A 23,504-nucleotide genomic window follows, 5' to 3' on the forward strand; every position below is an offset into this window, starting at 1 on the left:
CCAAGGAGAGACTGATGCTGGATTATTTATTGGCAGAAAAGAATTTTGCCTCGTTGAAGCAATACATTGTTTTTTTGAACGACTTGCCTGGCGCACTTGGGGAAATCAACCGGTTCTCAGATTCTATCGCCCGATCCGGATATACCTTATTGCCTCGGCCCGATTCTCAGGCATTGATTCAAGTTGCGCGTGGCAACGCGGTCTGCTGGCGAGCGATCGGTATTACCGTACCTTGCCTTGGTAACGTGTCGACTCGGGTACTGCAGGATGTGAGCGGTTTTATCCGCGAGTTTCAGGCGATTGTCAGCGTTACCGAGAATCGGCGTTTGGCGATTTCGGTAATTGATCCGCAGCAGTTCGCCGTTGTCAGATCTGCCGGTTGGGGCAATGCGCCCTGTGCCAATGTGATTGATGTGATGCGCGAACTCTATGCGCGGCTCGAACGTTGCCAATATGCAGTGACGGACTTCAAGTTGCAGGTAACTAAACTTGCGGTGTCGATCCACAGCATTTTTATTCGCTTCATCGAATCGCTGACATTGCCGTTAAGTACCGAAGGCCCGATGTCCAAGATTGAAGCCTATTACACCTTGGGTCGAATTGGGTTGCCGGGCATGGATTACGATCCTGACCATCCGTACTCGCAAACGGAACGGCAAGAGATGTCCCGAGCGCACATGGGACGCCTTGGCGATCTTTACCGGCAAGCCAGCATCGCCGCATGCAACCTCGGTGATTTCTGTTACCGCTGGACCTACATGCTCGATGAAACCAAACGGTCGCTGGCAACTCATTATCCTCAACAAACGATGATGCGTGCCAAGGCCTCTTTGCCGATGATTACCGGCTCACTGGAGGATGTTAAATCCATGTCAGACCAACTGTTGAAAATGGCCAAGGTCTTCTAAAAAAAACCCATGACACTGTCATGGGTTTTTCATTGGGCGTTTGAAACTCGAAGCGTCAGTTACACGTAAAACGACTTCAGCGGCGGGAAGCCATTGAACTCAACGGCGCTGTAGCTGGTGGTGTAAGCACCGGTCGACAACCAGTACAAACGATCACCAATCGCCAGGTTCAGCGGCAAACCGTACTTGTAGTTCTCGTACATGATGTCGGCGCTGTCGCAGGTCGGGCCGGCGATGACCACTTCTTCCACTTCACCTTTCTTCTCGGTCCAGATCGGGAACTTGATGGCTTCGTCCATGGTTTCGATCAGGCCGGAGAACTTGCCCACATCCGTGTACACCCATCGCTCTACCGCGGTACGGGATTTACGGGCGACCAGCACCACTTCGCTGACCAGGATGCCAGCGTTGGCGATCAACGAACGGCCTGGTTCCAGGATGATTTCCGGCAGCTCGTCGCCGAAATCTTCCTTGAGGAAACGGATGATTTCTTCAGCGTAGGTTTCCAGGCTGTTGGTGCGGGTAATGTAGTTGGCCGGGAAACCGCCGCCCATGTTGATCAGCTTCAGGTGAATGCCGTCTTCTTCTTTCAGGCGTTCGAAGATCACTTTGACCTTGGCGATCGCTGCGTCCCAGACGCTGATGTCGCGCTGCTGCGAACCGACGTGGAACGAGATGCCGTAAGGCACCAGGCCCAGGTCGCGAGCGAGGATCAGCAGGTCCATGGCCATGTCGGTCTGGCAACCGAATTTGCGCGACAGAGGCCAGTCAGCGGTGGTCGAGCCTTCGGTGAGGATGCGCACGTAGACTTTCGAACCCGGTGCAGCCTTGGCGATGTTGCGTAGGTCGGCTTCGGAGTCGGTGGCATACAGACGCACGCCCTTCTCGTAGAAGTAGCGAATGTCTTTGGATTTCTTGATGGTGTTGCCGTAGCTGATGCGATCCGGGCCGACGCCCTGGTTCATCACTTTATCGAGCTCGTAGATCGAGGCGATGTCGAAGTTCGAGCCTTTCTCTTTGAGCAGGTCGATGATTTCGACGGCCGGGTTGGCCTTGACCGCGTAGTAGACCTTGGCGAAATCGAAACCGGCGCGCAGGTCGTCATAGGCCTGGCTGATCATCGCGGTGTCGATCACCACGAACGGGGTTTCTTGTTTGTCGGCGAAGGCCTTCATTTTGTTGAAGGTATCGCGCGCGAAATAGTCTTCGACGTTGATCGACATGCTGGGAACTCCTACTGGCAAACTAGATTAATCAATGGGTGCAAATGAACGTCCTCCGTATCCCCACTTTGGTTCGCCTACTTCCCAAGGCATGTCGCCGAAAGCAAAAAGGCCATGGGAAGCGGTGCTTTCCCTTGGCCTTGCTGTCTCGTCGTCAGTACTTGAGCCGGATGGATCGTTTCCAGCATGGACGTTCGGCGCGAACTTTAGGGCGTGAGGGGCTTGAGATCAACAAAAAATGTCGCGTTTTTGCACGCATCCGTCGTGCGGTCCTGGACAGCTACTGATGTAACCGACCTGCATGACAGTGTGATGTTCCCTTTGCAGGGATCTTTGAGGTGTTTCAGTGGAACTTGTGGTGCTCCATTCGCGAGCAAGCCCGCTCCCACATTGGACCTGTGTCAGCTCACAATCTTGTGGATGAGCGCGGACCAATGTGGGAGCAACTGTCTTGATGACCTTTATTTTGAAAGCATATTGATAGACAGCTGAACTCCCACAGCTTTAGGCCATGCGATGCCCTACAGGAACACCGCGACCCGTTTAGGCCAAGGGTTCTTTCCACTCGGTTCGGTCTCGGATCATGGCGTTCAGCCGTATCAACAACACACGCATACAGGCGATGAGCGCTACTTTTGCGCATTTACCCTTATGACGCAGTGCGTCATACCGCGCTTTGAACTCAGGCTGTCGCTGAATCACCACCCAGCACGCCATGTACATTGCCCGACGCGCAGCAAACCTGCCGCCGCTAATGTGGCGGGGGCCTTCATGCTTGCCACTGTCGTCGTTGTAGGGGGCTATGCCTGCCAGCGCTGCAATCTCGTGCCGTCCAACCTCGCCCAGCTCGGGTAAGTAGGCCATCAAGCTGGCTGCCGTCACGAGCCCTATACCCTTGACCGAGCACAAACGGGCCGTTTTATCACTGTCCAGGTCTTTAGCAGTTTGACGGATCAGCTTTTCTATCGACTTTATGGCTTGGCATAAATAGTCGATATGACTTCGCAGACAGGGTTTTACCGTGTCAGCAGAGGCTGTTTTAAGGCGCCGTATATCGTCGCCTTGCTGCTGAACAAAATTTTCGCGCTGCTGTACCAGCGCACGCAAATTGTCCTGTTCAGGGCTGGTGATTCGGTTGCTTGGCGACTTTATGACTTCGGCAAACTGCGCGAGCAGCCGCGCATCTATCGGGTCGGTTTTAGCGCGCTGCCCCATGGCCTTGGCAAAATCCCTGGCTCGGCGAGGGTTGATCCGCAAGACTTCGAAGCCGGCAGCCTGAAGCGCTTTCATGACCTCTCGCTCATAGCCGCCGGTGGCTTCCAGCAATACGCGGCTGACCTGATAGCGCTTTAACCAGTCAATCAGCGCAAGGAAATCACTGGCGGTATTGAGGTGACTCGCGCCAACGTCTTGCGGGTTAATCCGAACTTCAAGGGTATCTTTGGAAACATCGATGCCTGCGCAGGAAAACATAGCCGATCCCTCTTACACTCAAAGGTGAGAGCGCTCTGGCTGGGCACCACGCTTGTAATGTTCGAGGTCGGCTCGTTCAACTGTTCGGGCTCAATAACCAGAGCGGAGAGGTGAATGGCAGCATGGGCTCCCACACGTGCTTTAAGCACTCCGGGCATTCAGCTTGCCATTCACCGCTCTCATCCTCAGTCTAATTCCTGCGCAAGACACAAGCGGGCTTGCCCCGGGCGGCGTTCCGACGAAGGCGTCAGATCAGGCGACGGCAGTCTCAGCAGGCGAAACAATACTGGTCTTGCCCCCACGGGACTTGCCGGAGCTCAGGTATTCGGCAATCGATTCCTGTGTCACTTCACCCAGGAACACCCGCTCCGCATCCATCACCGGCAACCACGAGCGGTTGAACTCGTACATGCGCGACAGCAGGATGCGCAAATGTTCGTCGTACACCGCAGTGGCGTTGAACTCGCGCAGGTATTGCGCGCACGTGCCGGTCTGACGGTGCAGGTCGCGACGGCGCACGTAGCCCAGCGCTTTGTTCTCGCCATCAGTGACCACCACGTAGCGACGGTCCAGTTCGTCCATCAACTCAAGGGCTTCAGCCACTGGCGTTTCCGGGCTCACCGACGGCGCGTTGTCCGCCGCGTCTTCGGCTTTCACCAGCAACAGACGCTTGAGGGTGCTGTCCTGGCCGACGAAGTTGCTGACAAAGTCATCCGCCGGGTGCGCGAGCAAAGTGTCCGGGTGATCGATCTGCAGCAGTTTGCCAGCGCGGAAGATTGCGATCTTGTCGCCTAGCTTGATGGCTTCATCAATGTCGTGGCTGACCATGATCACGGTCTTGTTCAGCGCGCGTTGCATCTCGAAGAACTCGTTCTGAATCATCTCGCGGTTGATCGGGTCGACCGCGCCAAACGGTTCGTCCATCAGCAACAACGGCGCATCCGCCGCCAGCGCACGAATCACGCCGATCCGTTGCTGTTGTCCACCGGACAGTTCGCGCGGGTAGCGATTCAGATACTGCTTGGGCTCAAGCTTGATCATGCTCATCAGCTCGCGGGCGCGGTCGTGGCATTTCTGTTTGTCCCAGCCGAGCAGGCGCGGAACGATGGTGATGTTTTCCTCGATGGTCATGTTCGGGAACAGACCGATCTGCTGGATCACATAACCGATGTTGCGGCGCAGGGTCACGGCGTCGAGGTCGGTGGTGTCTTCGCCGTTGATCAGGATCTTGCCGGAGGTCGGCTTGATCAGGCGATTGATCATTTTCAGCGTGGTGCTTTTGCCGCAACCCGATGGCCCGAGGAACACACAGATCTCGCCTTCATTGACGGTCAGGCTTACCGAGTCCACGGCTTTCACATCTTTGCCGTTGCTTTGGAAGGTCTTGCTGAGGTTTTGAAGTTCGATCATTTCAGGAGTCCTTTTGGAGTCAGCGTGCGTTGCAGCCATTGCAGAAGCAGGTCGGCGAAGATGGCCAGGAGACTGACCAGCACGGCGCCGACGATCAGCATCGACATGTCGCTGCGGCTGATGGAAGCGAGAATGAGTACGCCGAGGCCACCGGCGCCGATGGTGGCGGCGATGGTCATCACACCAATGTTCATGACCACGGCGGTGCGCACACCGGCGAGGATCACTGGCACCGCGATCGGCAGTTCGACCATGCGCAGGCGCTGGCCGAAGGTCATGCCGATGCCGCGGGCGGCTTCACGAATGCCGGGGTCGACGCCGGTCAGGGCGAGGTAGGTGTTACGCATGATCGGCAGCAGCGAGTACAAAAACACCGCAGTGATCGCCGGCATCGGGCCCAGGCCCTGGCCGAACTTGGAGTAGAACGGCAGCAGCAGGCCGAACAGCGCAATCGACGGCACGGTCAGCAGCACCGTGGCGCTGGCCTGCAAGGGGCCGGCGAGGGTCGGGAAGCGTGTCATCAGGATGCCGAGCGGCACGCCAACGAGAATCGCCAGGGTCACTGCAATACCAACGAGGGTGATGTGCTGCCCGGTCAGTTGCAGGACCAACGGCCAGTCGAGATGGGAAAAGGCGTTCAGAAATTCCATGTCTTTTCCTCCTTATTTGATGGGGTGCTGACGCAGGAAATCGGCGGCAACGGATGAAGGGCTTTCGTGATCGACGTCGACCCGCGCATTGAGCTGGCGCATGGTGGCGTCGTCGAACAGTTCAGCCAGCGGCTTGAGTTCTTCGGCGAGTTTCGGATGAGCATCGAGATACACCTGACGCACCACCGGTGCTGCGGTGTAGTCCGGGAAGTAATGCTTGTCGTCTTCCAGCAGTTTCAGCTTGAAGGCGTTCAAACGACCGTCAGTGGTGTAGACCAGACCGGCAAACACTTGACCATTGCGCAGGGCGGTGTAGACCAGCCCGGCGTCCATCTGGCGGATGTTTTTGCGGGTCAGGTTCATGCCGTAGAGGTCGACCATGCCGTCCAGACCGTCGGAACGGTTGGCGAACTCGGTGTCCAGCGCCACCAGGTGATGGGTCTTCGCCTCAGCCTGCATCACCGTGTTCAGCTCGCTGATGGTGTTGATCTGCGGGTAGGCCTTCGCTGTGTTTTCCGGCAGGGCCAGCGCGTAGGTGTTGCTGAATTTCGACGGGGTGAGCCAGATCAGGCCTTTTTTCGCGTCGAGTTCTTTCACCTTGGCGTAGGACTGAGCGCTGTCGAGTTTTTCAGTGATGTGGTTGTAAGCCACCAGCGAGACGCCGGTGTATTCCCACATCAAGTCCAGCTGACCACTTTCGTGGGCGCTGCGGGCCAGGTTGCTGCCCAGACCGCCGGTCACTTGGGTGTCGTAACCCTTGGTGCGCAGGTATTGGGAGGTGATTTCCGCCAACAGGGTTTGTTCGGTGAACACCCGGGCACCGATGCGGATCACCGGTTTTTCAGCGGCTTGGGCAAATCCTGCGAACAGCAGAACGCAGCCTATTAAAAAGCTTAATGTCTTCATAAAAATTCCTTTGCCGAGGCTTAAGACGGGCGGAGGCCGCGTTCGAGCCAGAGGCGGCTGGCGAGTGTCACCAGGCCGTCAAGCAGCAAGGCCAGCAGGGCGGTGCAGGCCGCGCCGAGCAGCAGTTGCGGCTGATTGTTCAAGGCGATGCCTGGGAAAATCAGGCTGCCCAGACTGTTGGCGCCGATCAGGAACGCCAGCGGTGCGGTACCGACGTTGATCGCCAGCGCCACGCGCACGCCACCGATGATGATCGGCACGGCGTTCGGCAGTTCGACCCGCCACAGCACCTGAGTCGGTGTCATGCCGATGCCGACGGCCGCTTCCTTGAGCGAACCCTGAACGTTTTTCAGGCCTTCATAGGTGTTGCGCACGATCGGCAACAGCGAGGCGAGGAACAGGGCGAAAATCGCGGGGCCGCTGCCGATGCCGAGGATACCCAGGGCGATGGCCAGTACGGCAAGAGGCGGCACGGTGTTGCCGATGTTGAAGATCTGCATGAAGCGTTCAGCGCGGCCCACCATGGTCGGGCGGCTGAGGAAGATACCGGCGGGTATGCCCACAACGAGGGCGGCCAGCATGGAAGCGAGGACGAGAATCAAATGGGCTTGCAGGTAAAACAACAAATCGTCGCGGTACTGTTCGATCGTGTTGATGCCAATCCAGTGGACCAGCAGGGCCAGAAGGGCGACGACAACCGCACCTCCTATCAGCCCTTTGCCATAGCGAATAGCCACAGGCAGACTCCTTTTTCTTTGTCGGCGAACGCAGTCCCGAGTGGCATGCCATTCCTGGCTGCCGGGATTATCAACGTTCGCGAGAAGCAGCTCTTCATGCTGATAAAACCGCATGAGATCGAGCCATAAGCGCAGCCTCGTCAGGCCAACTTGCTGATTTTTCAGCCCCTGGTACGAGTGCCGTAACAGGGGAGTGGACGTCTGCACCTTTTAAAAGGTTCCATAATTAACAGCATTTAGCCACCCTTGATCTCCCTTCCGGCCCGTCGATCGCCGTTGGCGACAGGGCGAGCGGTGGTCCGTAAGGCTCGGTTTGCGCTATACTCGCCGCCCTTTTTTGAATCACCTGCCAGGCGATTTCCCATGACCAAACAGGCCGCCGAAGTCGCGAAACGCCGCACTTTCGCCATTATTTCCCACCCCGATGCCGGTAAAACCACCATCACCGAGAAGCTCTTGCTGATGGGCAAGGCGATTGCGATTGCTGGCACGGTGAAATCTCGCAAGTCTGACCGCCATGCCACCTCCGACTGGATGGAAATGGAAAAACAACGGGGTATTTCCATTACCACGTCGGTCATGCAGTTCCCGTATCGCGATCACATGATCAACCTGCTCGACACCCCGGGCCACGAAGACTTCTCCGAAGATACTTACCGCACCCTGACGGCGGTTGACTCGGCATTGATGGTTCTCGACGGCGGTAAGGGTGTAGAGCCACGGACCATCGCGCTGATGGACGTTTGCCGTCTGCGTGACACGCCGATTGTCAGCTTCATCAACAAACTCGACCGTGACATCCGCGACCCGATCGAACTGCTCGACGAAATCGAAGCGGTCCTGAAGATCAAGGCAGCGCCGATCACCTGGCCGATCGGTTGCTACCGCGATTTCAAGGGCGTTTATCACCTCGCCGACGACTACATCATCGTGTACACCGCTGGCCACGGCCACGAGCGCACCGATGTGAAAATCATCGAGAAGCTCGACTCCGATGAAGCTCGCGCACATTTGGGCGATGAGTACGATCGCTTCGTCGATCAGCTGGAACTGGTACAGGGCGCTTGTCACGAATTCAATCAACAGGAATTCCTCGACGGCCAACTGACCCCGGTGTTCTTCGGTACTGCACTGGGCAACTTTGGTGTCGATCACGTGCTCGACGCCGTGGTCAACTGGGCGCCGAAACCGCTGGCCCGTGTCGCCAACGAACGTACCGTGGAACCGGTTGAAGAGAAATTCGCCGGCTTCGTGTTCAAGATCCAGGCGAACATGGACCCGAAACACCGCGACCGTATCGCCTTCATGCGTATCTGCTCCGGCAAGTACGAAAAAGGCATGAAGATGCGCCACGTGCGCACCGGCAAGGACGTGCGGATCGGCGATGCGCTGACCTTCTTCTCCTCCGAGCGTGAGCAACTGGAAGAAGCGTTTGCCGGCGACATCATCGGCCTGCACAACCACGGCACCATCCAGATCGGCGACACCTTCACCGAAGGCGAAGTCCTGGGCTTCACCGGCATTCCACACTTCGCCCCGGAACTGTTCCGTCGCGTGCGCCTGCGTGATCCGCTGAAATCCAAGCAACTGCGTCAGGGCTTGCAGCAACTGGCGGAAGAGGGCGCGACCCAAGTGTTCTTCCCGACGCGCAGCAACGACATCATTCTCGGCGCCGTCGGTGTGCTGCAGTTCGATGTGGTCGCCAGCCGTTTGAAAGAGGAATACAAGGTCGAGTGCTCCTACGAGCCGATTACCGTTTATTCCGCGCGCTGGATCGATTGTAGCGATAAGAAGAAGCTCGAAGAATTCCAGATCAAGGCTGTGGAAAACCTCGCCATCGACGGCGGTGGTCACCTGACCTACCTGGCCCCGACGCGGGTCAACCTGGCGCTGATGGAAGAGCGTTGGCCGGACGTGAAATTCCGCGCGACGCGTGAGCACCATTAAGCGCTGATCGGCTACACCGAAAACCCCGTTGCGAGAGCTGCGGGGTTTTTTGTTGGGTGTCCGTTCGTCGATTTCATGGTTGAAAACAGGTTCAACTGTCAGATTTGACAGTAGAACTGTGGGGGCATCTTCGGTATAAAAAATGGGGAGAAATGATTCTCTACAGTATTTTTTTAAAGGAGATTGTCATGACAGCTAATACAGATTCTGGAACTACAGGTGAATATAAAGTTGATCTCAAGGGGATGTTTCAATTTAACGCAACCCAGTGTGAGTTGCGGCTATATCGCCCGCCTTTTTTCGAAAGCCACTTATCGGGGGGCGATGATGCAGGCAACGCATCTTTTGTAGACTTCTTTTATATACGCGAAATCCAAAAGGGTAAGGAGTATAAACTTTATCCCGATAGAAATGACGACCTGCCAAGTGACAGTGCCGTGTCGTTTTACTTTAGAACTGCCGACGGCGTCCAGTGGCACCCCGTGTCTGGGGGGACAGTTCGTGTGAGTAATATTGATGCCGTCAAAAATGAAATCGAAGTGGTTTTTAAATGTACCGTTGAAAGCGATAGAGGGGAGCCCAAGAGGGTTGATGTGACAGGAAGTGCAAATCTTTCTGGCTTGTCGAAATTGTCTGTGCTCGATGAAGTTGAGACTCAATTTAAATTAAGAAGTAAAAAGTAAGTGCCTAAAAACCCCGCTGTGAAAACTGCGGGGTTTTTTAATGCCCCGATTTCGACGCTGTTAGTTGGTTTGGAGATAACTCTTATTCAAAACCAATCTCCCCACAAACGGCATTCCGTCCATTCGTTAGCGTCCTATCTGGAGAACCTGGCTGATCGGAACTAGTTTTCATTCAGCGCCACGGCAATCGGGTTTTCTGCCGTCAGGCAACCCATGCTGCATCTAGTATGGTGACGCCGAGTGCCTATGGTCTTTTGGGGTATTGCTCAGGTGTGGAAGTGATGAAACATCACGGGACACAGGTTGCCACTACTTCATTTTTGTTGGTTCAACATCTCGCGACCAGCGACATGGTTCTGCACTTACTCGACGGAAATTTCGAGGGCGCTTCTGCTCCACGCTATACGCAGACAGCCAACGGTTTATGGGTACAGTCGGAATATGCGCATTTTCCTGGCGCGACCTGGAGTCCTGACGAGGTTCTCGAACCCACTTTTTATACGCACCTGCCACCTACCGCATTGGAAATGACTGCGCAGGTCAGGGCCAATGGCGGCTCGGGAATTGTCGTTTCGCTTCATGAGTGCATGCAGCGCTACAGCGAATGCACTCAGTTGCTCGCAAATACGCCAGCCAGCCTTTGTCTGAAGGTTCAGCGATACCATAACTCAAGGCTCCGGAGCGCTGCTAACCCATGAGAATGGGATGTTGCGCAACGGTTTTTCTGTAGGTTTTTTCCTTTGGCCGGGTAGCTTGACTCTGGTTTTGCGTTGTTGGCGTTTCTACTCGAGACAACTCAGTCGTAGCCGTCTACTGTTCGAAAGGCAATTGGCAAATAGCTGTCTTTTTAAGGATCAATGGAATGATGAGTCGGCTGACTCACCTGCTGCGGCTGGATGGCTATTTCTGCACCATGGCCTGGGTGCTGGCGGCGCTGCTTTTCATCAATCGCTTGAGCAGCATGGTCAAGCTGTTCATGGCGCTGTACCTGCGTCAGGAACTGGGGCTGGCCATTGAAACAGTCGGCTGGCTGCTGTCCGCTTACGGCGCCGGACTGCTGATCGGCTCGATGCTGGGCGGATGGCTGAGCGATCATGTGCCCACGGCGCGGCTGACGGCTGCGCTGTTTTTTGCCTCGGTGTGGACGCTGGTCTTGCTCGGGCTGACCACGCAGGTGCCGCTGCTGGCAGGTTTGCTTTTGCTCAGCGGGACACTCGACGGAGCTATTCGTACGCTGCATCAGCGGCTGATCATGGAGTACTGCGAGGTGGCGCAGCGTTCTCGCGCGCAGACCTTGAGCCGTGTCGCCAGAAACCTCGGGATGGCTGCCGCCGGCTTGGCGGGCGGGGTGCTGGCGCAGACCGATTTTCGCTGGGTGTTTTTTGTCAGCGCGGCCATGACGCTGCTGGCATTGCTTTGGTTTGTCCGCACGACATGGCATCGACCGGTGCTGATTCCTGACGAAACGCCCGATGTCGGCACAGGCACAGGCACAGGCGTCCCCTATCGAGATCGACCGTTCCTCTGGTTGCTGGCAGCGGTGATCCTGCTTGGCATGGCGTTCGACTCGATCTACAGCATGCTCGGCAATTACCTGCGGGATTACTACCGGTTGAGCACTGAAGCCATCGGTTGGCAGTTTGGGCTCAATGCGATGCTGATTGTGGTATTGCAAATACCGCTTTCGCACTGGGGTGAACGCTGGGGCGCGCGCCGGCAACTGGCGGCGGGATGTGTGTTGCTGGCGGTCGGACTCGGCATGTTGCCGCTCGGTTCCGGGGTGTTTTACGCCTGCCTTTCCACTGTGGTCTGGACCCTGGGGGAAGCCCTGTTCATGCCGCCGCTCAATGTACTCGTCATGCAGCACGCGCAAGCCGGAAAAAGCGGCCAGTACTTCGGTCTGTTCTTCATGTGCTGGAGTGCGAGCGCGCTGTTTTCACCTGTACTTGGCGGTCAGCTTTACGGTCATTTCGGTGGCCACAGTGTCTGGCTCGCAAGCGCGGCTCTGGCGGTGTTGTCCATACCGCTGTTTTATCAAGCAACGCGTTTGTCGGAGCGGCAACGGGTTCTCTCCTCGGCGCGCGGCGAGCCTGCGTCACTTAGCTGATCTGGTTATAGGCGTTATTCACAACCAATCTTCCCGCCAAGGGCATTCCGTCCATTCGTCAGCGTCCTATCTGGAGAACTGAATCAATCGGAACTAGATTTTATTCAGCGCCAGAGAGGCACCGCTGTTTCACCTACAAATGGATGGAATCGGTTATGAACAGATTGCTACGCGTTTTACTGATGTCGAAAGTATTGGTAATGCTGGCCCTCGGCAGTTCGGCGGTCTGGGCCGAGTGCGAGAATCACGATACCCAGGCTTCGAGCGGGCAGGTCGGGCACAGTGATCTGATGATCGCCAAATCCGAATCGGAGCCCGGTGATCAGGGGCAGGGCGGCAGCGCGGACGATGACGACTCGACCACCGATGATCCGGACAGCGACGAGGCAGAAGGGGCTTAAATGACAGGCAAAAGAAAACCCCGACTGTCGGGCTGATGCGCCATCCGGCAAGAAGGGGTTTGGTTAACTCTGAAAAAGCGCGCCTCAGTGACTGAGGCGCGTTTTTTTATGCCGCGCCGTCGAGAAACTGCTCGGCGTAATGGCAAGCCACCTGGCGGCTGTCGAGCAGGCGCAGAGCCGGCTCTTCAGTGCTGCAGCGCTCGGTCGCGTACGGGCAGCGCTTGTGGAATGCGCAGCCGGACGGCGGGTTCAGCGGGTTGGGCAATTCGCCGACGATCTTGATTTTCGGCTTGTTCGGGTCCGGGTGAATGGTCGGGGTGGCCGACAGCAGCGCTTGGGTGTACGGGTGCAGAGGACGCTCGTAGATGTCGTTTTTCGGACCCATTTCCACCGGGCGACCGAGGTACATCACCATCACGTCATCGGCGACGTGTTGCACCACCGCCAGGTTGTGGGAGATGAACACGTAAGCGGTGTTGAACTCTTGCTGCAAGTCCATGAACAGGTTCAGCACCTGCGCCTGAATGGACACGTCCAGCGCCGAGGTCGGTTCATCCGCTACCAGCACTTTAGGTTGCAACATCATCGCGCGGGCCAGGGCGATCCGCTGGCGTTGACCGCCGGAGAACATGTGCGGATAACGCTGGTAGTGCTCGGGACGCAAGCCCACCTGCTTCATCATCGCCTGGACTTTCTCGCGACGTTCGGCGGCGGAAAGGTTGGTGTTGATCAGCAGCGGCTCGCCGAGCTGATCACCGACTTTCTGCCGTGGGTTCAACGAGGCGTACGGGCTCTGGAACACCATCTGCACGTCTTTGCGCAGTTGCTTGCGTTCAGCCTTGTTGGCGCCGGTGACTTCCTGCCCAGCGATTTTCAAGGAACCGGAGGATGGCTCCTCGATCAGCGTCAGGGCACGGGCCAGGGTGGATTTGCCGCAGCCCGACTCGCCGACCACAGCGAGGGTCTTGCCGGCTTCCAGTTCGAATGACACACCGTTCAGTGCGCGTACGGTCGCATGGCCCTTGAACAGGCCGCGGGACACTTCGTAGTGACGGGTCAGGTCGCGGGCGGTAAGTACGACGGCCATTACGCCACCTCCTGATTCAGCGGGTAGAAGCAGCGGGCGAGGCTGTTGCTTTTCGGGTCGAGGGTTGGACGTTGCTGACGGCAGGTGTCCTGCACGTACGGGCAACGCGGCGACAGCAGGCAACCCAGCGGGCGGTCATAACGACCGGGAACGATGCCCGGCAGCGTCGCCAGGCGGGTGGCGCCCAGGCTGTGTTCCGGAATCGCCTTGAGCAGCGCTTCGCTGTACGGGTGCGCCGGAATGTCGAACAGCTGAGGCACCTGACCGACTTCGACCGCTTGGCCGGCGTACATCACGCACACGCGCTGAGCGGTTTCGGCCACTACCGCGAGGTCGTGAGTGATCAGCACCAGACCCATGTTCTGCTCTTTCTGCAACGCCAGCAGCAGATCCATGATCTGTGCCTGAATCGTTACATCCAGAGCAGTGGTCGGTTCGTCAGCGATCAGCAGTTTCGGCTCGCCGGCAATCGCCATGGCGATCGCAACACGCTGGCTCATACCACCGGACAGTTGATGCGGGTAAGCATTCATACGGCTGGCGGCGCCCGGGATTTCAACTTTTTCCAGCAGTTCGATGGCGCGTGCACGGGCTTGCTTGCCGGACATTTTCAGGTGCAGGCGCAGCACTTCTTCGATCTGGAAACCGACGGTGTAGCTTGGGTTCAGCGCGGTCATCGGGTCCTGGAAGACCATGGCCAGGTCTTTGCCGACAATCTGCCGACGCTGGCGGTTGCTCAGCTTGAGCATGTTCTTGCCGTCGAAATTCAGGGCGTCGGCGGTGACGATCCCCGGATGTTCGATCAGGCCCATCAGCGCCATCATGGTCACGGACTTACCGGAACCCGATTCGCCAACGATGGCCAGCACTTCGCCCTTGTCCACGGTAATGTCGAGACCGTCGACCACCGGAACGGCGTTCTTGTCGCCGAAGCGAACGTTGAGATTCTTGATTTCTAACAGTGACATTTGAATCTCCTCAGGCGGCGTTCTTGAGTTTCGGGTCCAGCGCATCGCGCAGGCCGTCGCCCATCAAGTTGATTGCCAGCACGCTGAGCAAAATGGTCAAACCAGGCAGACTGACTACCCACCAGGCGCGTTCGATGTAGTCGCGAGCCGAAGCCAGCATGGTGCCCCACTCAGGGGTTGGCGGTTGTACGCCAAGGCCGAGGAAGCCCAGTGCCGCGGCATCGAGAATCGCCGAGGAGAAACTCAGGGTGGCCTGAACGATCAGCGGCGCCATGCAGTTAGGCAGCACCGTGACGAACATCAGGCGTGGCAGACCGGCACCGGCCAGGCGCGCGGCGGTCACGTAGTCGCGGTTCAGTTCGCCCATCACCGCGGCGCGGGTCAGACGAACATAGGACGGCAACGAAACCACGGCGATGGCAATAATGGTGTTGATCAGGCCAGGGCCGAGGATGGCGACAATCGCCACCGCCAGCAGCAGGGACGGCAGGGCCAGCATGATGTCCATCAAACGCATGATGGTCGGGCCGAGCAAGCGCGGGAAGAACCCGGCGAACAGACCCAAAAGGATGCCCGGAATCAGCGACATCACCACCGACGACAAACCGATCAGCAGGGACAGGCGCGAACCGTGGATCAGCCGCGACAGCAGGTCGCGACCCAGTTCATCGGTGCCGAGCAGGAACTGGATTTGCCCACCTTCCAGCCAGGACGGCGGGGTCAGCAGGAAGTCGCGGTACTGCTCGCTCGGGTTATGCGGTGCTACCCAAGGGGCGAACAGGGCGCAGAAAATCACCAGCAGCATGAACATCAGGCCGGCGACGGCGCCTTTGTTCTTGGAGAACGCTTGCCAGAATTCTTTGTATGGAGACGGATACAGCAGGCTTTGATCGACTGCTACCGCTGGAATTGAAGTGGTCATGGTCATAATGATCTCAGCGCTGGTGACGAATGCGTGGGTTGGCAAAGCCGTAGAGGATGTCCACCACGAAGTTGACCAGAATCACCAGGCAGGCGATTAACAGGATGCCGTTTTGCACCACGGGATAGTCCCGTGCGCCAATGGCTTCGATCAGCCATTTGCCGATGCCGGGCCAGGAGAAGATGGTTTCGGTCAGGACCGCACCGGCCAGCAATGTGCCGACTTGCAGGCCGACCACGGTCAGTACCGGAATCAGCGCGTTACGCAGGCCGTGAACGAATACCACGCGCGATGGCGACAGGCCTTTGGCGCGGGCGGTACGGATGTAGTCTTCACGCAGCACTTCGAGCATCGAAGAACGGGTCATCCGCGCGATCACCGCCAGCGGAATGGTACCGAGCACAATGGCCGGCAGGATCAGGTGATGCAGGGCATCGAAGAACGCACCGACGTCATCGGCCAGCAGCGTGTCGATAAGCATGAAACCGGTCCGCGGCTCGATGTCATAGAGCAGGTCGATCCGCCCGGACACCGGGGTCCAGCCCAGGGACACCGAGAAGAACATGATCAGGATCAGGCCCCACCAGAAGATCGGCATCGAATATCCCGCCAGGGAGATGCCCATCACCCCATGGTCGAACAGGGAGCCTCGCTTGAGTGCCGCGATCACCCCGGCCAGAAGGCCCAGGATGCCGGCGAACAGCAGGGCGGCCATGGACAGTTCCAGGGTCGCAGGGAATAGAGAAGTGAATTCGCTCCAGACACTTTCACGGGTACGCAGGGATTCGCCAAGGTCGCCGTGGGCCAGTTTGCCAACGTAATCCAGGTATTGGGCATACAGGGGTTTGTTCAGCCCCAGGCGCTCCATTGCCTGAGCGTGCATTTCGGGGTCGACTCGACGTTCGCCCATCATCACTTCCACGGGGTCGCCTGGAATCATGCGAATCAACGCGAAAGTCAGCAAGGTGATGCCGAAGAACGTGGGGATCAATAACCCCAATCGGCGGGCAATAAAACTAAACATCTTGTGGTGTCCCTCATCAGCCGGTTAGGCGTGCCCGGCATTCCTGGGTCAGGAATGCCGGTAGTTTCTTATCTACTTCACCTGAGTGGTGGCGAAGTTGTTAGTGGTGAGCGGGCTAATGTGATAGCCCTCCACGTTGTTACGCATTGCGGTGAACATACGGGTGTGCGCCATGCTGATCCATGGCTGGTCCTGGTTAAAAATAACCAGAGCCTGTTCGTACAGCGCTGCACGTTCGGCCGGGTCGGTTTTTTCGCGGGCCTGGTCGATCAGGGCCTGGAACTTTTCATTGCACCAGCGCGCGTAGTTTTCGCCGTTCTTCGCGGCTTCGCAACTGAGCATAGGCGTCAGGAAGTTATCCGGGTCGCCGTTATCGCCCGCCCATCCGGCGGAAACCATATCGTGCTCGCCGTTTTTCGCGCGTTTGAGCATTTCGCCCCATTCCATGACGCGGATATCGATCTTGATGCCCACCTTGGCGAGGTCGGCCTGCATCATCTGCGCGCCGAGCATCGGGTTGGGGTTGGTCGCACCCCCGCCATTGCGGGTGAACAGGGTGAATACCGTGCCTTCCGGTACGCCGGCTTCCTTGAGCAGGGCGCGGGCCTTGTCGAGGTCGCGGGCCGGGTTCTTCAGGGTGTGGTTGTAACCCAGCAGCGTGTCGGGGAACGGGTTGACCGCAGCGGTCGCATTGCCTTTGCCAAACAGCGCGTTGACGGCCGCTTCCTTGTCGAAGGCGATGTCGATGGCCTTACGCACGCGCACGTCACTCAGGTATTTGTGCGTGGTGTTGATGGCGATATACGCGACGGTCATCGCGTTCAGCTCATCGACCTTCAGCTTGTCGTCTTTCTTGATGCTCGGAATATCATCCGGTTTCGGGTACAGCGCAATCTGGCATTCGTTGGCTTTCAGTTTTTGCAGGCGCACGTTGTTGTCGGTGGCGATGGCCAGGATCAGCGAATCAGCCGGCGGCTTGCCACGGAAGTAATCCGGGTTGGCCTTGAAGCGGACTTGAGCGTCCTTGTTGTAACGCTGGAAAACGAACGGGCCGGTGCCGACAGGCTTGTTGTTCAGGTCGCCGGTCTTGTTGGCCTTGAGCAGCTGGTCGGCATATTCGGCGGAGTAGATCGAGGAGAAGGCCATGGCGATGTCGGCCAGGAACGGCGCTTCGCGGCGGGTCAGGGTGAAGGTGACCGTGTTGTCATCGATCTTCTCGACACTTTTGAGCAGTTCCTTGAAGCCCATGCTTTCAAAGTACGGGAAGCCCACGCTCGACAGTTTGTGCCATGGGTGATTCGGGTCCAGCTGACGCTGGAAGCTCCAGACCACGTCGTCGGCGTTCATGTCGCGGGTCGGCTTGAAGTATTCGGTGGTGTGGAACTTGACGCCTTTGCGCAGGTGGAACGTGTAGGTCAGACCGTCCTCGCTGATGTCCCAGGAGTCGGCCAGTGCCGGAATCACTTCAGTGGTGCCAGGCTTGAAGTCCGCCAGACGATTGAAGATGGTTTCGGCCACCGCATCGGCTGTGACTGCAGTCGTGTACTGGACCATATCGAAGCCTTCCGGACTGGCTTCGGTGCAGACCACCAGGGGTTTGGCCGAGACGCCAACAGCGACACTCAGCAACGCGGCAGCGATGGCCGCACGTAGGGGAAGCATTTTCATCAAAGAACCCTCTGCAATCGGTTAGAAGGACAAAAGCCGAACGGCCGATTCGTCACTGAATCAGCCGTTCGGCAGGTGCATTACAGAATGTTGAACGGGATGGTGGTCACGAGACGGAACTCGTTGATGTTGCCGTCAGCCTGGTTTTCGCTGGCACGGTGAGTGGTGTACGTCGCGCGAATGGCGGTAGCCTTGAGTGGGCCGCTCTGCACGGCGTAGGACGCACCGATGCCGTATTCGTAGTGGGTTTCGCCGTCCATCAGACTCAGGTCGCCGCGCTTGGCGCCCGGATCGGTGTAAGCCGTGCCGCGGTAGTGAGTACCGTCAATGCCCCAGCCGCGAGCCTGGTAGATGTTGAACTTCAGACCCGGTACGCCGTACTCGGCCATGTTGAGGCCGTAGGCGATCTGGAAGGACTTCTCGTTCGGGCCGTTGAAGTCCGACAGCAAGGAGTTGGCCAGGTAGATGCCGTTGGTTTCGTGCAGGTAGTCGAAGTACTCGTTACCGTTCACTTCCTGGTACGAGAAGGTCAGGCTGTGGGCCTGGTGAGTCAGGCCGAGCGACAGCGAGTAGGTGTCGTTGTCGATCTCACCCATCAACTTTTTGCCTTCGTCGACGGTTTTGTAGTAGTTCAGGCCGGTGGTCAGGCTCAGCACCTGGCTGTCACCCAGTTCGTGGGTGGCGCCGAAGTAGTACTGGTTCCAGAAATCTTCGACGTTGGCGCCGTACAGGCTGGTTTTCAGGCTATTGAACGGCTGGTAGTTCACGCCTGCGGTGTAGACCTTGTCGGTTTCAACGCCGGTGGCGGAATACTCGCTGCGGAACTTCGACAGGCTCTGTTCGGTACGTGGCGAAACACGGTCGAAACCGGCCAGGTCGAACGACAGGTTGTTGAATTCTTCGCTGTGCAGGCTGATACCTTCAAAGCTCGAAGGCAGCGGACGGTTGCCGATAACGTCGACGATTGGCGTGCTGAAGTTCTGGCGACCGGCAGTCAACGTGGAGTTCGAGACACGAAATTTGACGTTGGCCAGGCCCAGTTTGCTCCACTGGTCTACGGCATCGCCGTTGGAGTCCGCCAGGGTGCGGTTGGAGCCACCTGCAATGTCCTTGCGGTCACGGTCCAGCACGATGGCGTTGTATGCAGCGACTTCGGTGCTGACGCCAACGGTGCCCTGGGTGAAGCCCGAGGAGTAGTTGACGATGGTGCCTTGAACCCAGTTGATACGACGTGGTGTCGGGGTTTTAGGGACGGTCGGATCGTTCTTCACGCTGTTTTTCTTGTAGCTGAAGGTGTCGTCACGACGTTTCAATTCGTTGGCATACCAGTTGCGCGTTGTGCCGCCCAGGCTTTGTCCATCGATAAAGCCTTTGGCCTCGCTTTGGGTGCTACTGCCGGCCAATGTGGTAGGGACGAACTCCTGACTTGCAGGTTCTGCGTACGCTGTGGCGGTTACGCTGCTGATGGCCAGGGCCAATAACGCGGTGCTACTCAGTTTCATGGGGTGAAGCTCCTTTCTTTCTTTTTTTTTAATGCCGGTCTTTTTTGATGATCCGGCTATTTGGTTTCGAACTCATTCAAGGCATCGCAAACGTTTGCTGTAGAACGGATTGACGAATTACGGCAATACGCTTGCGTGAGGGCGGAATCCGCCCCCAGCGTTTTTGGCTAATCGGTTATTTTTCTATGCTGACGCCCGAGAACACGTTACGACCGAAAGGACTCACCTTGAATCCTTCGATTTTGGCGCTCAACGGCTGGTTAACCGTCGAGTGGGCGACTGGCGTAATCGGCACCTGCTGCTTGAGGTACTGTTGCGCCTGTTTGTAAAGCACGGTGCGCTGGTCGCGGTCGGTGACGACCTTGGCCTGCTTGATCAGCTTGTCGTAAGCCGGATCACACCACATGGAGTAGTTGTTGCCGCCAATGGCGTCGCAGCTGTAAAGCGTGCCGAGCCAGTTGTCCGGGTCCCCGTTGTCACCGGTCCAGCCGATCAGGCTGACGTCGTGTTCGCCGTTTTTGGTGCGCTTGATGTACTCGCCCCATTCGTAGCTGACGATCTTCACGTTGAGGCCGATTTTTGCCCAGTCCGCCTGGAGCATCTCGGCCATCAATTTGGCGTTCGGGTTGTAAGGGCGCTGAACGGGCATCGCCCACAAAGTAATTTCGGTGCCTTCCTTCACGCCGGCAGCCTTGAGCAATTCCTTGGCTTTTTCCGGGTTGTAGGCGGCGTCTTTGATGGTCTCATCGTAGGACCATTGGGTCGGTGGCATGGCGTTGACGGCCAGTTGACCGGCACCTTGATAGACGGCGTTGAGAATGCCTTGCTTGTTCACCGCCATGTCCAGCGCCTGGCGCACTTCGAGTTGATCGAAAGGCTTGTGCCGAACGTTATAGGCGATGTAACCGAGGTTGAAACCGGGCTTCTCGATGAGCTTGAGTGTCGGGTCGTTCTTCAGCGCGGTCACGTCGGCAGGGCGTGGGTGCAGGGTGATCTGGCACTCGTTGGCCTTGAGCTTCTGCACGCGCACCGAGGCATCGGTATTGATGGCGAAAATCAGGTTGTCGAGCTTGACCCGGCTCGGGTCCCAGTACTGCTTGTTGCCGGTGTAACGGATGTTGGAATCTTTCTGGTAGCTCTTGAACACGAACGGCCCGGTGCCGATCGGCTTCTGGTTGATGTCGCTCGGCTTGCCTTCGGCCAGCAGTTTGTCGGCGTATTCGGCGGACAGGATGGCGGCGAAGCTCATGGCGATGTTCTGGATGAATGCGGCGTCCACGCTGTTGAGCGTCATGACCACGGTCAGCGGCCCGGTGTTCTCGACCTTGGCGATGTTCTTGTTCAGGCTCATTCCGTTGAAATACGGGAACTCGGTCGGATAAGCCTTACGGAAAGGTTGCTGTGGATCAAGCATGCGATTGAACGTGAACAGCACGTCGTCGGCGTTGAAATCACGGGTCGGCGTGAAGTATTTGGTCGTGTGAAATTTCACCCCTTCGCGTAGGTGAAAAGTGTACTTGAGGCCGTCCTCGGAAATATCCCAGCGAGTGGCCAGGCCAGGTACGACGTTGGTGGCGCCTTTTTCGAACTCTGCCAGTCGGTTGTACAACGGCTCGGCGGCGTCATTGTCGGTCGCGGTCGTGTATTGCGCGGTGTCGAAGCCAGCAGGGCTGCCTTCGGAGCAGAACACCAGGCTGTTACTGGCGGCCTGGCTGATGGAAGTGGCGGCCAACAGGCCGGTGCCCAGCAATGCGGATAAAACCAAGGTATGGCGCATGACGCTCCCTTTTCTCTTTCTCTAAGTGTTTTCAATGAATCGCCATCCCGTCCGGGGACGTGGAGGCATCACTGATCTCAAGCCATGACAGGCAGCAATAACCGAGAGCCCACGCACGAACTGGTCAGAACCCGACGGTAGGAGCCGTGGGCCTGGCAGTAAATGCGTAGAGTCCTAAAGACTCGTAGGAAATGGCAACGCGTCCGACGCCGCTGCTGTAATGCTCAGCGGAATTGGATGTAGGTGGTTTCCTACTTTCTCGGCAGATAAAGCAGCGGCGACGTTAAAAACGTCGCCGCTGCAAAACCTTATTTGCTGACGCTGACGCCGTAGAAGGAGTTCAAGCCAAACGGGCTGATCTTGAAGTCCTGCACGTTGTCGCGCATGGGTTGGAACACCGTCGAGTGAGCGATAGGTGTCATTGGAACGGCATCTTTGAGGACGTGTTGCGCCTGCTTGTACAGTTCGGTGCGCTTGGACTGATCGGTCGTGCGCTTGGCTTCTTTCACGATGCCGTCAAACTTCTTGTCGCACCACTTGGAGAAGTTGTTGCCCTCCAGGGAGTCGCAGCCGAACAGCACGTTCAGCCAGTTGTCCGGATCACCGTTGTCGCCGCTCCAGCCAATCAGCATCGCGCCGTTTTCCCCGCCTTTGGAGCGCTTGATGTACTCGCCCCACTCGTAGGTCACGATCTTGGCCTTGATACCGACCTTGGCCCAGTCGGACTGCAGCATTTCAGCCATCAGCTTGGCGTTCGGGTTGTAAGGACGCTGAACCGGCATCGCCCACAGATTGATCTCGGTGCCTTCCTTGATGCCAGCTTCCTTGAGCAGCTCTTTGGCTTTCTCAGGGTTGTACGGCGCATCCTTGATGGTGGTGTCGTAAGACCACTGGGTTGGCGGCATGGCGTTGACGGCCAGCTGACCAGCACCCTGGTAAACGGAATCGATGATCTGCTGTTTGTTGACGGCCATGTCCAGTGCCTGACGCACTTTCAGTTGGGCCATCGGGTTCGGCTGATCGCTGCCCTTGATCTTGTCCATCACGTTGTAGGCGATGTAACCCAGGTTGAAACCAGCCTGGTCAGGCACTTTCAGAGTCTTGTCTGCTTGCAGCGCCTTCAGGTCGGCTGGACGTGGGAACAGAGTGATCTGGCACTCGTTCTTCTTCAGCTTCTGGATACGTACCGACGGGTCGGTGGTGATGGCGAAGATCAGGTTGTCGATCTTGACGTCGTCAGGCATCCAGTAGTCCTTGTTCCCGGTGTAGCGGATGTTGGAGTCTTTCTGGTAGCTCTTGAACACGAACGGGCCAGTGCCGACCGGCTTCTGGTTGATGTCGGCGGCTTTGCCTTCTTTCAGCAACTGGGCGGCGTACTCGGCGGACTGAACGGAAGCGAAACTCATGGCCATGTTCTGGATGAACGCGGCGTCGACTTCTTTCAGGGTGAACTTGACAGTTTTGTCGTCGACTTTATCGATCTTGGTGATGTTGGTGTCCATCCCCATGTCGGTGAAGTACGGGAATTCGGTTGGGTACGCCTTACGGAACGGATCATCCTTGTTAATCATGCGATTAAAGGTGAACAGCACGTCGTCGGCGTTGAACTCACGAGTCGGCTTGAAGTACGGGGTGGTGTGGAACTTGACGCCTTCCCGCAGGTGGAAGGTGTAAGTCAGGCCATCATCGGAGATGTCCCATTTGGTCGCCAGACCAGGAATAACGGCGGTGCCGCCGCGCTCGAACTGAGTCAGACGGTTGAACATGGTTTCTGCAGAGGCGTCGAAGTCGGTTCCGGTGGTGTACTGACCAGGATCAAAACCGGCCGGGCTCCCTTCGGAGCAAAACACCAGGTTAGTCGCCGCTTGGGCGAAAGGTGCGCTAGCTAACAAGCCTGCGCCGACTAAAAACGGAATGACCGCGTGTTTAAGCATGGTGGCCTCATGATTTGTTGTCATTTTTGGAATTAGAGGACGACCTCGTGAGTCGTGCCTGCGGATACTTATGCAGGGGCCATACCCATTGCAAGATCCGGAGCGGGCACAAGTCTTAAACAGTGGCACGAACGTACCTTAATGTCGCATTTGTATAAATTCGCGCGCATTTGACCG

20 protein-coding genes are annotated in these 23,504 nt (G+C 57.4%); 6 read left to right on the top strand and 14 right to left on the bottom strand.

What is annotated here, in order from left to right; genetic code table 11:
* Positions 1–14 precede the first annotated feature (14 nt).
* Positions 15–908: a hypothetical protein gene (locus tag QFW87_RS04090; RefSeq protein WP_283189878.1), complete on the top strand. Its 894-nt coding sequence runs from the start codon at positions 15–17 to the stop codon at positions 906–908.
* Between the two features lie 59 nt (positions 909–967).
* Here QFW87_RS04090 and QFW87_RS04095 read toward each other — a convergent pair whose 3' ends face one another.
* The 6 genes from QFW87_RS04095 to QFW87_RS04120 form a co-directional block, all read right to left on the bottom strand.
* Positions 968–2,131: a type III PLP-dependent enzyme gene (locus QFW87_RS04095; protein ID WP_283189879.1), complete on the bottom strand. Its 1,164-nt coding sequence runs from the start codon at positions 2,129–2,131 to the stop codon at positions 968–970.
* Between the two features lie 543 nt (positions 2,132–2,674).
* A complete protein-coding gene (locus QFW87_RS04100) occupies positions 2,675–3,604 on the bottom strand; it encodes a transposase (RefSeq protein ID WP_283180508.1) in 930 nt (309 codons plus the stop codon).
* A gap of 252 nt (positions 3,605–3,856) precedes the next feature.
* Entirely contained in the window at positions 3,857–5,014 is a 1,158-nt protein-coding gene (locus QFW87_RS04105; RefSeq protein WP_283182928.1) for an ABC transporter ATP-binding protein, read from the bottom strand.
* Positions 5,011–5,664 (bottom strand): ABC transporter permease, encoded by a 654-nt coding sequence (locus QFW87_RS04110; protein WP_008148960.1) that lies wholly within the window; start codon positions 5,662–5,664, stop codon positions 5,011–5,013. The genes QFW87_RS04105 and QFW87_RS04110 overlap by 4 nt, the downstream gene beginning before the upstream one ends.
* Before the next feature lie 12 nt (positions 5,665–5,676).
* Positions 5,677–6,570, bottom strand: coding sequence for a glycine betaine ABC transporter substrate-binding protein (locus QFW87_RS04115; RefSeq protein WP_283182929.1), 894 nt, complete (start codon positions 6,568–6,570; stop codon positions 5,677–5,679).
* A 20-nt stretch (positions 6,571–6,590) separates the two neighbouring features.
* Complete coding sequence (locus tag QFW87_RS04120) at positions 6,591–7,307, bottom strand: ABC transporter permease (RefSeq protein WP_074873724.1); 717 nt, start codon at positions 7,305–7,307, stop codon at positions 6,591–6,593.
* Between the two features lie 363 nt (positions 7,308–7,670).
* Between QFW87_RS04120 and QFW87_RS04125 the strand changes: the two genes are divergently transcribed.
* The 5 genes from QFW87_RS04125 to QFW87_RS04145 all read left to right on the top strand — a co-directional run bounded on the left by QFW87_RS04125 (position 7,671) and on the right by QFW87_RS04145 (position 12,445).
* Positions 7,671–9,254, top strand: coding sequence for a peptide chain release factor 3 (locus QFW87_RS04125; RefSeq protein ID WP_131062973.1), 1,584 nt, complete (start codon positions 7,671–7,673; stop codon positions 9,252–9,254).
* Between the two features lie 188 nt (positions 9,255–9,442).
* A complete protein-coding gene (locus QFW87_RS04130; RefSeq protein ID WP_283182930.1) occupies positions 9,443–9,937 on the top strand; it encodes a hypothetical protein in 495 nt (164 codons plus the stop codon).
* A 170-nt stretch (positions 9,938–10,107) separates the two neighbouring features.
* A complete protein-coding gene (locus QFW87_RS04135) occupies positions 10,108–10,635 on the top strand; it encodes a DUF6002 family protein (RefSeq protein ID WP_283190878.1) in 528 nt (175 codons plus the stop codon).
* Between the two features lie 164 nt (positions 10,636–10,799).
* The gene (locus QFW87_RS04140) at positions 10,800–12,044 is read left to right on the top strand and encodes an MFS transporter (RefSeq protein ID WP_283189880.1); all 1,245 of its coding nucleotides are present in this window, start codon (positions 10,800–10,802) and stop codon (positions 12,042–12,044) included.
* A gap of 155 nt (positions 12,045–12,199) precedes the next feature.
* Positions 12,200–12,445 (top strand): hypothetical protein, encoded by a 246-nt coding sequence (locus tag QFW87_RS04145; RefSeq protein WP_283182932.1) that lies wholly within the window; start codon positions 12,200–12,202, stop codon positions 12,443–12,445.
* 106 nt (positions 12,446–12,551) lie between these two features.
* Here the strand turns inward: QFW87_RS04145 and QFW87_RS04150 are convergent, their stop codons facing one another.
* The 8 genes from QFW87_RS04150 to QFW87_RS04185 form a co-directional block, all read right to left on the bottom strand.
* Entirely contained in the window at positions 12,552–13,532 is a 981-nt protein-coding gene (locus QFW87_RS04150; protein ID WP_111450436.1) for a peptide ABC transporter ATP-binding protein, read from the bottom strand.
* Positions 13,532–14,500, bottom strand: coding sequence for an ABC transporter ATP-binding protein (locus tag QFW87_RS04155; RefSeq protein ID WP_283189881.1), 969 nt, complete (start codon positions 14,498–14,500; stop codon positions 13,532–13,534). Before QFW87_RS04155 ends, QFW87_RS04150 begins: the two co-directional genes overlap by 1 nt.
* A gap of 10 nt (positions 14,501–14,510) precedes the next feature.
* On the bottom strand, positions 14,511–15,422 hold the full coding sequence (locus tag QFW87_RS04160) for an ABC transporter permease subunit (RefSeq protein ID WP_150658847.1): 912 nt from the start codon (positions 15,420–15,422) through the stop codon (positions 14,511–14,513).
* A gap of 13 nt (positions 15,423–15,435) precedes the next feature.
* Entirely contained in the window at positions 15,436–16,446 is a 1,011-nt protein-coding gene (locus QFW87_RS04165) for an ABC transporter permease subunit (RefSeq protein WP_027924494.1), read from the bottom strand.
* A gap of 72 nt (positions 16,447–16,518) precedes the next feature.
* Positions 16,519–18,114: an ABC transporter substrate-binding protein gene (locus QFW87_RS04170; RefSeq protein WP_283189882.1), complete on the bottom strand. Its 1,596-nt coding sequence runs from the start codon at positions 18,112–18,114 to the stop codon at positions 16,519–16,521.
* 80 nt (positions 18,115–18,194) lie between these two features.
* Positions 18,195–19,616 (bottom strand): OprD family porin, encoded by a 1,422-nt coding sequence (locus QFW87_RS04175; protein WP_283189883.1) that lies wholly within the window; start codon positions 19,614–19,616, stop codon positions 18,195–18,197.
* A gap of 175 nt (positions 19,617–19,791) precedes the next feature.
* Positions 19,792–21,393, bottom strand: coding sequence for an ABC transporter substrate-binding protein (locus QFW87_RS04180; RefSeq protein ID WP_283189884.1), 1,602 nt, complete (start codon positions 21,391–21,393; stop codon positions 19,792–19,794).
* Between the two features lie 308 nt (positions 21,394–21,701).
* Positions 21,702–23,327 carry an ABC transporter substrate-binding protein gene (locus tag QFW87_RS04185; RefSeq protein WP_283182938.1) on the bottom strand — a complete coding sequence of 542 codons (1,626 nt, stop codon included), beginning with the start codon at positions 23,325–23,327 and terminating at the stop codon, positions 21,702–21,704.
* Positions 23,328–23,504: the final 177 nt, after the last annotated feature.

This window comes from Pseudomonas sp. PMCC200344 (assembly GCF_030053095.1).
In the GTDB taxonomy this organism is placed as follows: Bacteria; Pseudomonadota; Gammaproteobacteria; order Pseudomonadales; family Pseudomonadaceae; genus Aquipseudomonas; species Aquipseudomonas svalbardensis.

Bases quoted from the DNA above. Each gene is read 5' to 3' on its own strand.
- QFW87_RS04180 (WP_283189884.1), bottom strand. From the start codon at position 21,393: ATGCGCCATACCTTGGTTTTATCCGCATTGCTGGGCACCGGCCTGTTG.
- QFW87_RS04175 (WP_283189883.1), bottom strand. From the start codon at position 19,616: ATGAAACTGAGTAGCACCGCGTTATTGGCCCTGGCCATCAGCAGCGTA.
- QFW87_RS04155 (WP_283189881.1), bottom strand. From the start codon at position 14,500: ATGTCACTGTTAGAAATCAAGAATCTCAACGTTCGCTTCGGCGACAAG.
- QFW87_RS04160 (WP_150658847.1), bottom strand. From the start codon at position 15,422: ATGACCACTTCAATTCCAGCGGTAGCAGTCGATCAAAGCCTGCTGTAT.
- QFW87_RS04130 (WP_283182930.1), top strand. From the start codon at position 9,443: ATGACAGCTAATACAGATTCTGGAACTACAGGTGAATATAAAGTTGAT.
- QFW87_RS04150 (WP_111450436.1), bottom strand. From the start codon at position 13,532: ATGGCCGTCGTACTTACCGCCCGCGACCTGACCCGTCACTACGAAGTG.
- QFW87_RS04140 (WP_283189880.1), top strand. From the start codon at position 10,800: ATGATGAGTCGGCTGACTCACCTGCTGCGGCTGGATGGCTATTTCTGC.
- QFW87_RS04115 (WP_283182929.1), bottom strand. From the start codon at position 6,570: ATGAAGACATTAAGCTTTTTAATAGGCTGCGTTCTGCTGTTCGCAGGA.
- QFW87_RS04110 (WP_008148960.1), bottom strand. From the start codon at position 5,664: ATGGAATTTCTGAACGCCTTTTCCCATCTCGACTGGCCGTTGGTCCTG.
- QFW87_RS04095 (WP_283189879.1), bottom strand. From the start codon at position 2,131: ATGTCGATCAACGTCGAAGACTATTTCGCGCGCGATACCTTCAACAAA.
- QFW87_RS04165 (WP_027924494.1), bottom strand. From the start codon at position 16,446: ATGTTTAGTTTTATTGCCCGCCGATTGGGGTTATTGATCCCCACGTTC.
- QFW87_RS04090 (WP_283189878.1), top strand. From the start codon at position 15: ATGCTGGATTATTTATTGGCAGAAAAGAATTTTGCCTCGTTGAAGCAA.
- QFW87_RS04105 (WP_283182928.1), bottom strand. From the start codon at position 5,014: ATGATCGAACTTCAAAACCTCAGCAAGACCTTCCAAAGCAACGGCAAA.
- QFW87_RS04185 (WP_283182938.1), bottom strand. From the start codon at position 23,327: ATGCTTAAACACGCGGTCATTCCGTTTTTAGTCGGCGCAGGCTTGTTA.
- QFW87_RS04170 (WP_283189882.1), bottom strand. From the start codon at position 18,114: ATGAAAATGCTTCCCCTACGTGCGGCCATCGCTGCCGCGTTGCTGAGT.
- QFW87_RS04100 (WP_283180508.1), bottom strand. From the start codon at position 3,604: ATGTTTTCCTGCGCAGGCATCGATGTTTCCAAAGATACCCTTGAAGTT.
- QFW87_RS04125 (WP_131062973.1), top strand. From the start codon at position 7,671: ATGACCAAACAGGCCGCCGAAGTCGCGAAACGCCGCACTTTCGCCATT.
- QFW87_RS04145 (WP_283182932.1), top strand. From the start codon at position 12,200: ATGAACAGATTGCTACGCGTTTTACTGATGTCGAAAGTATTGGTAATG.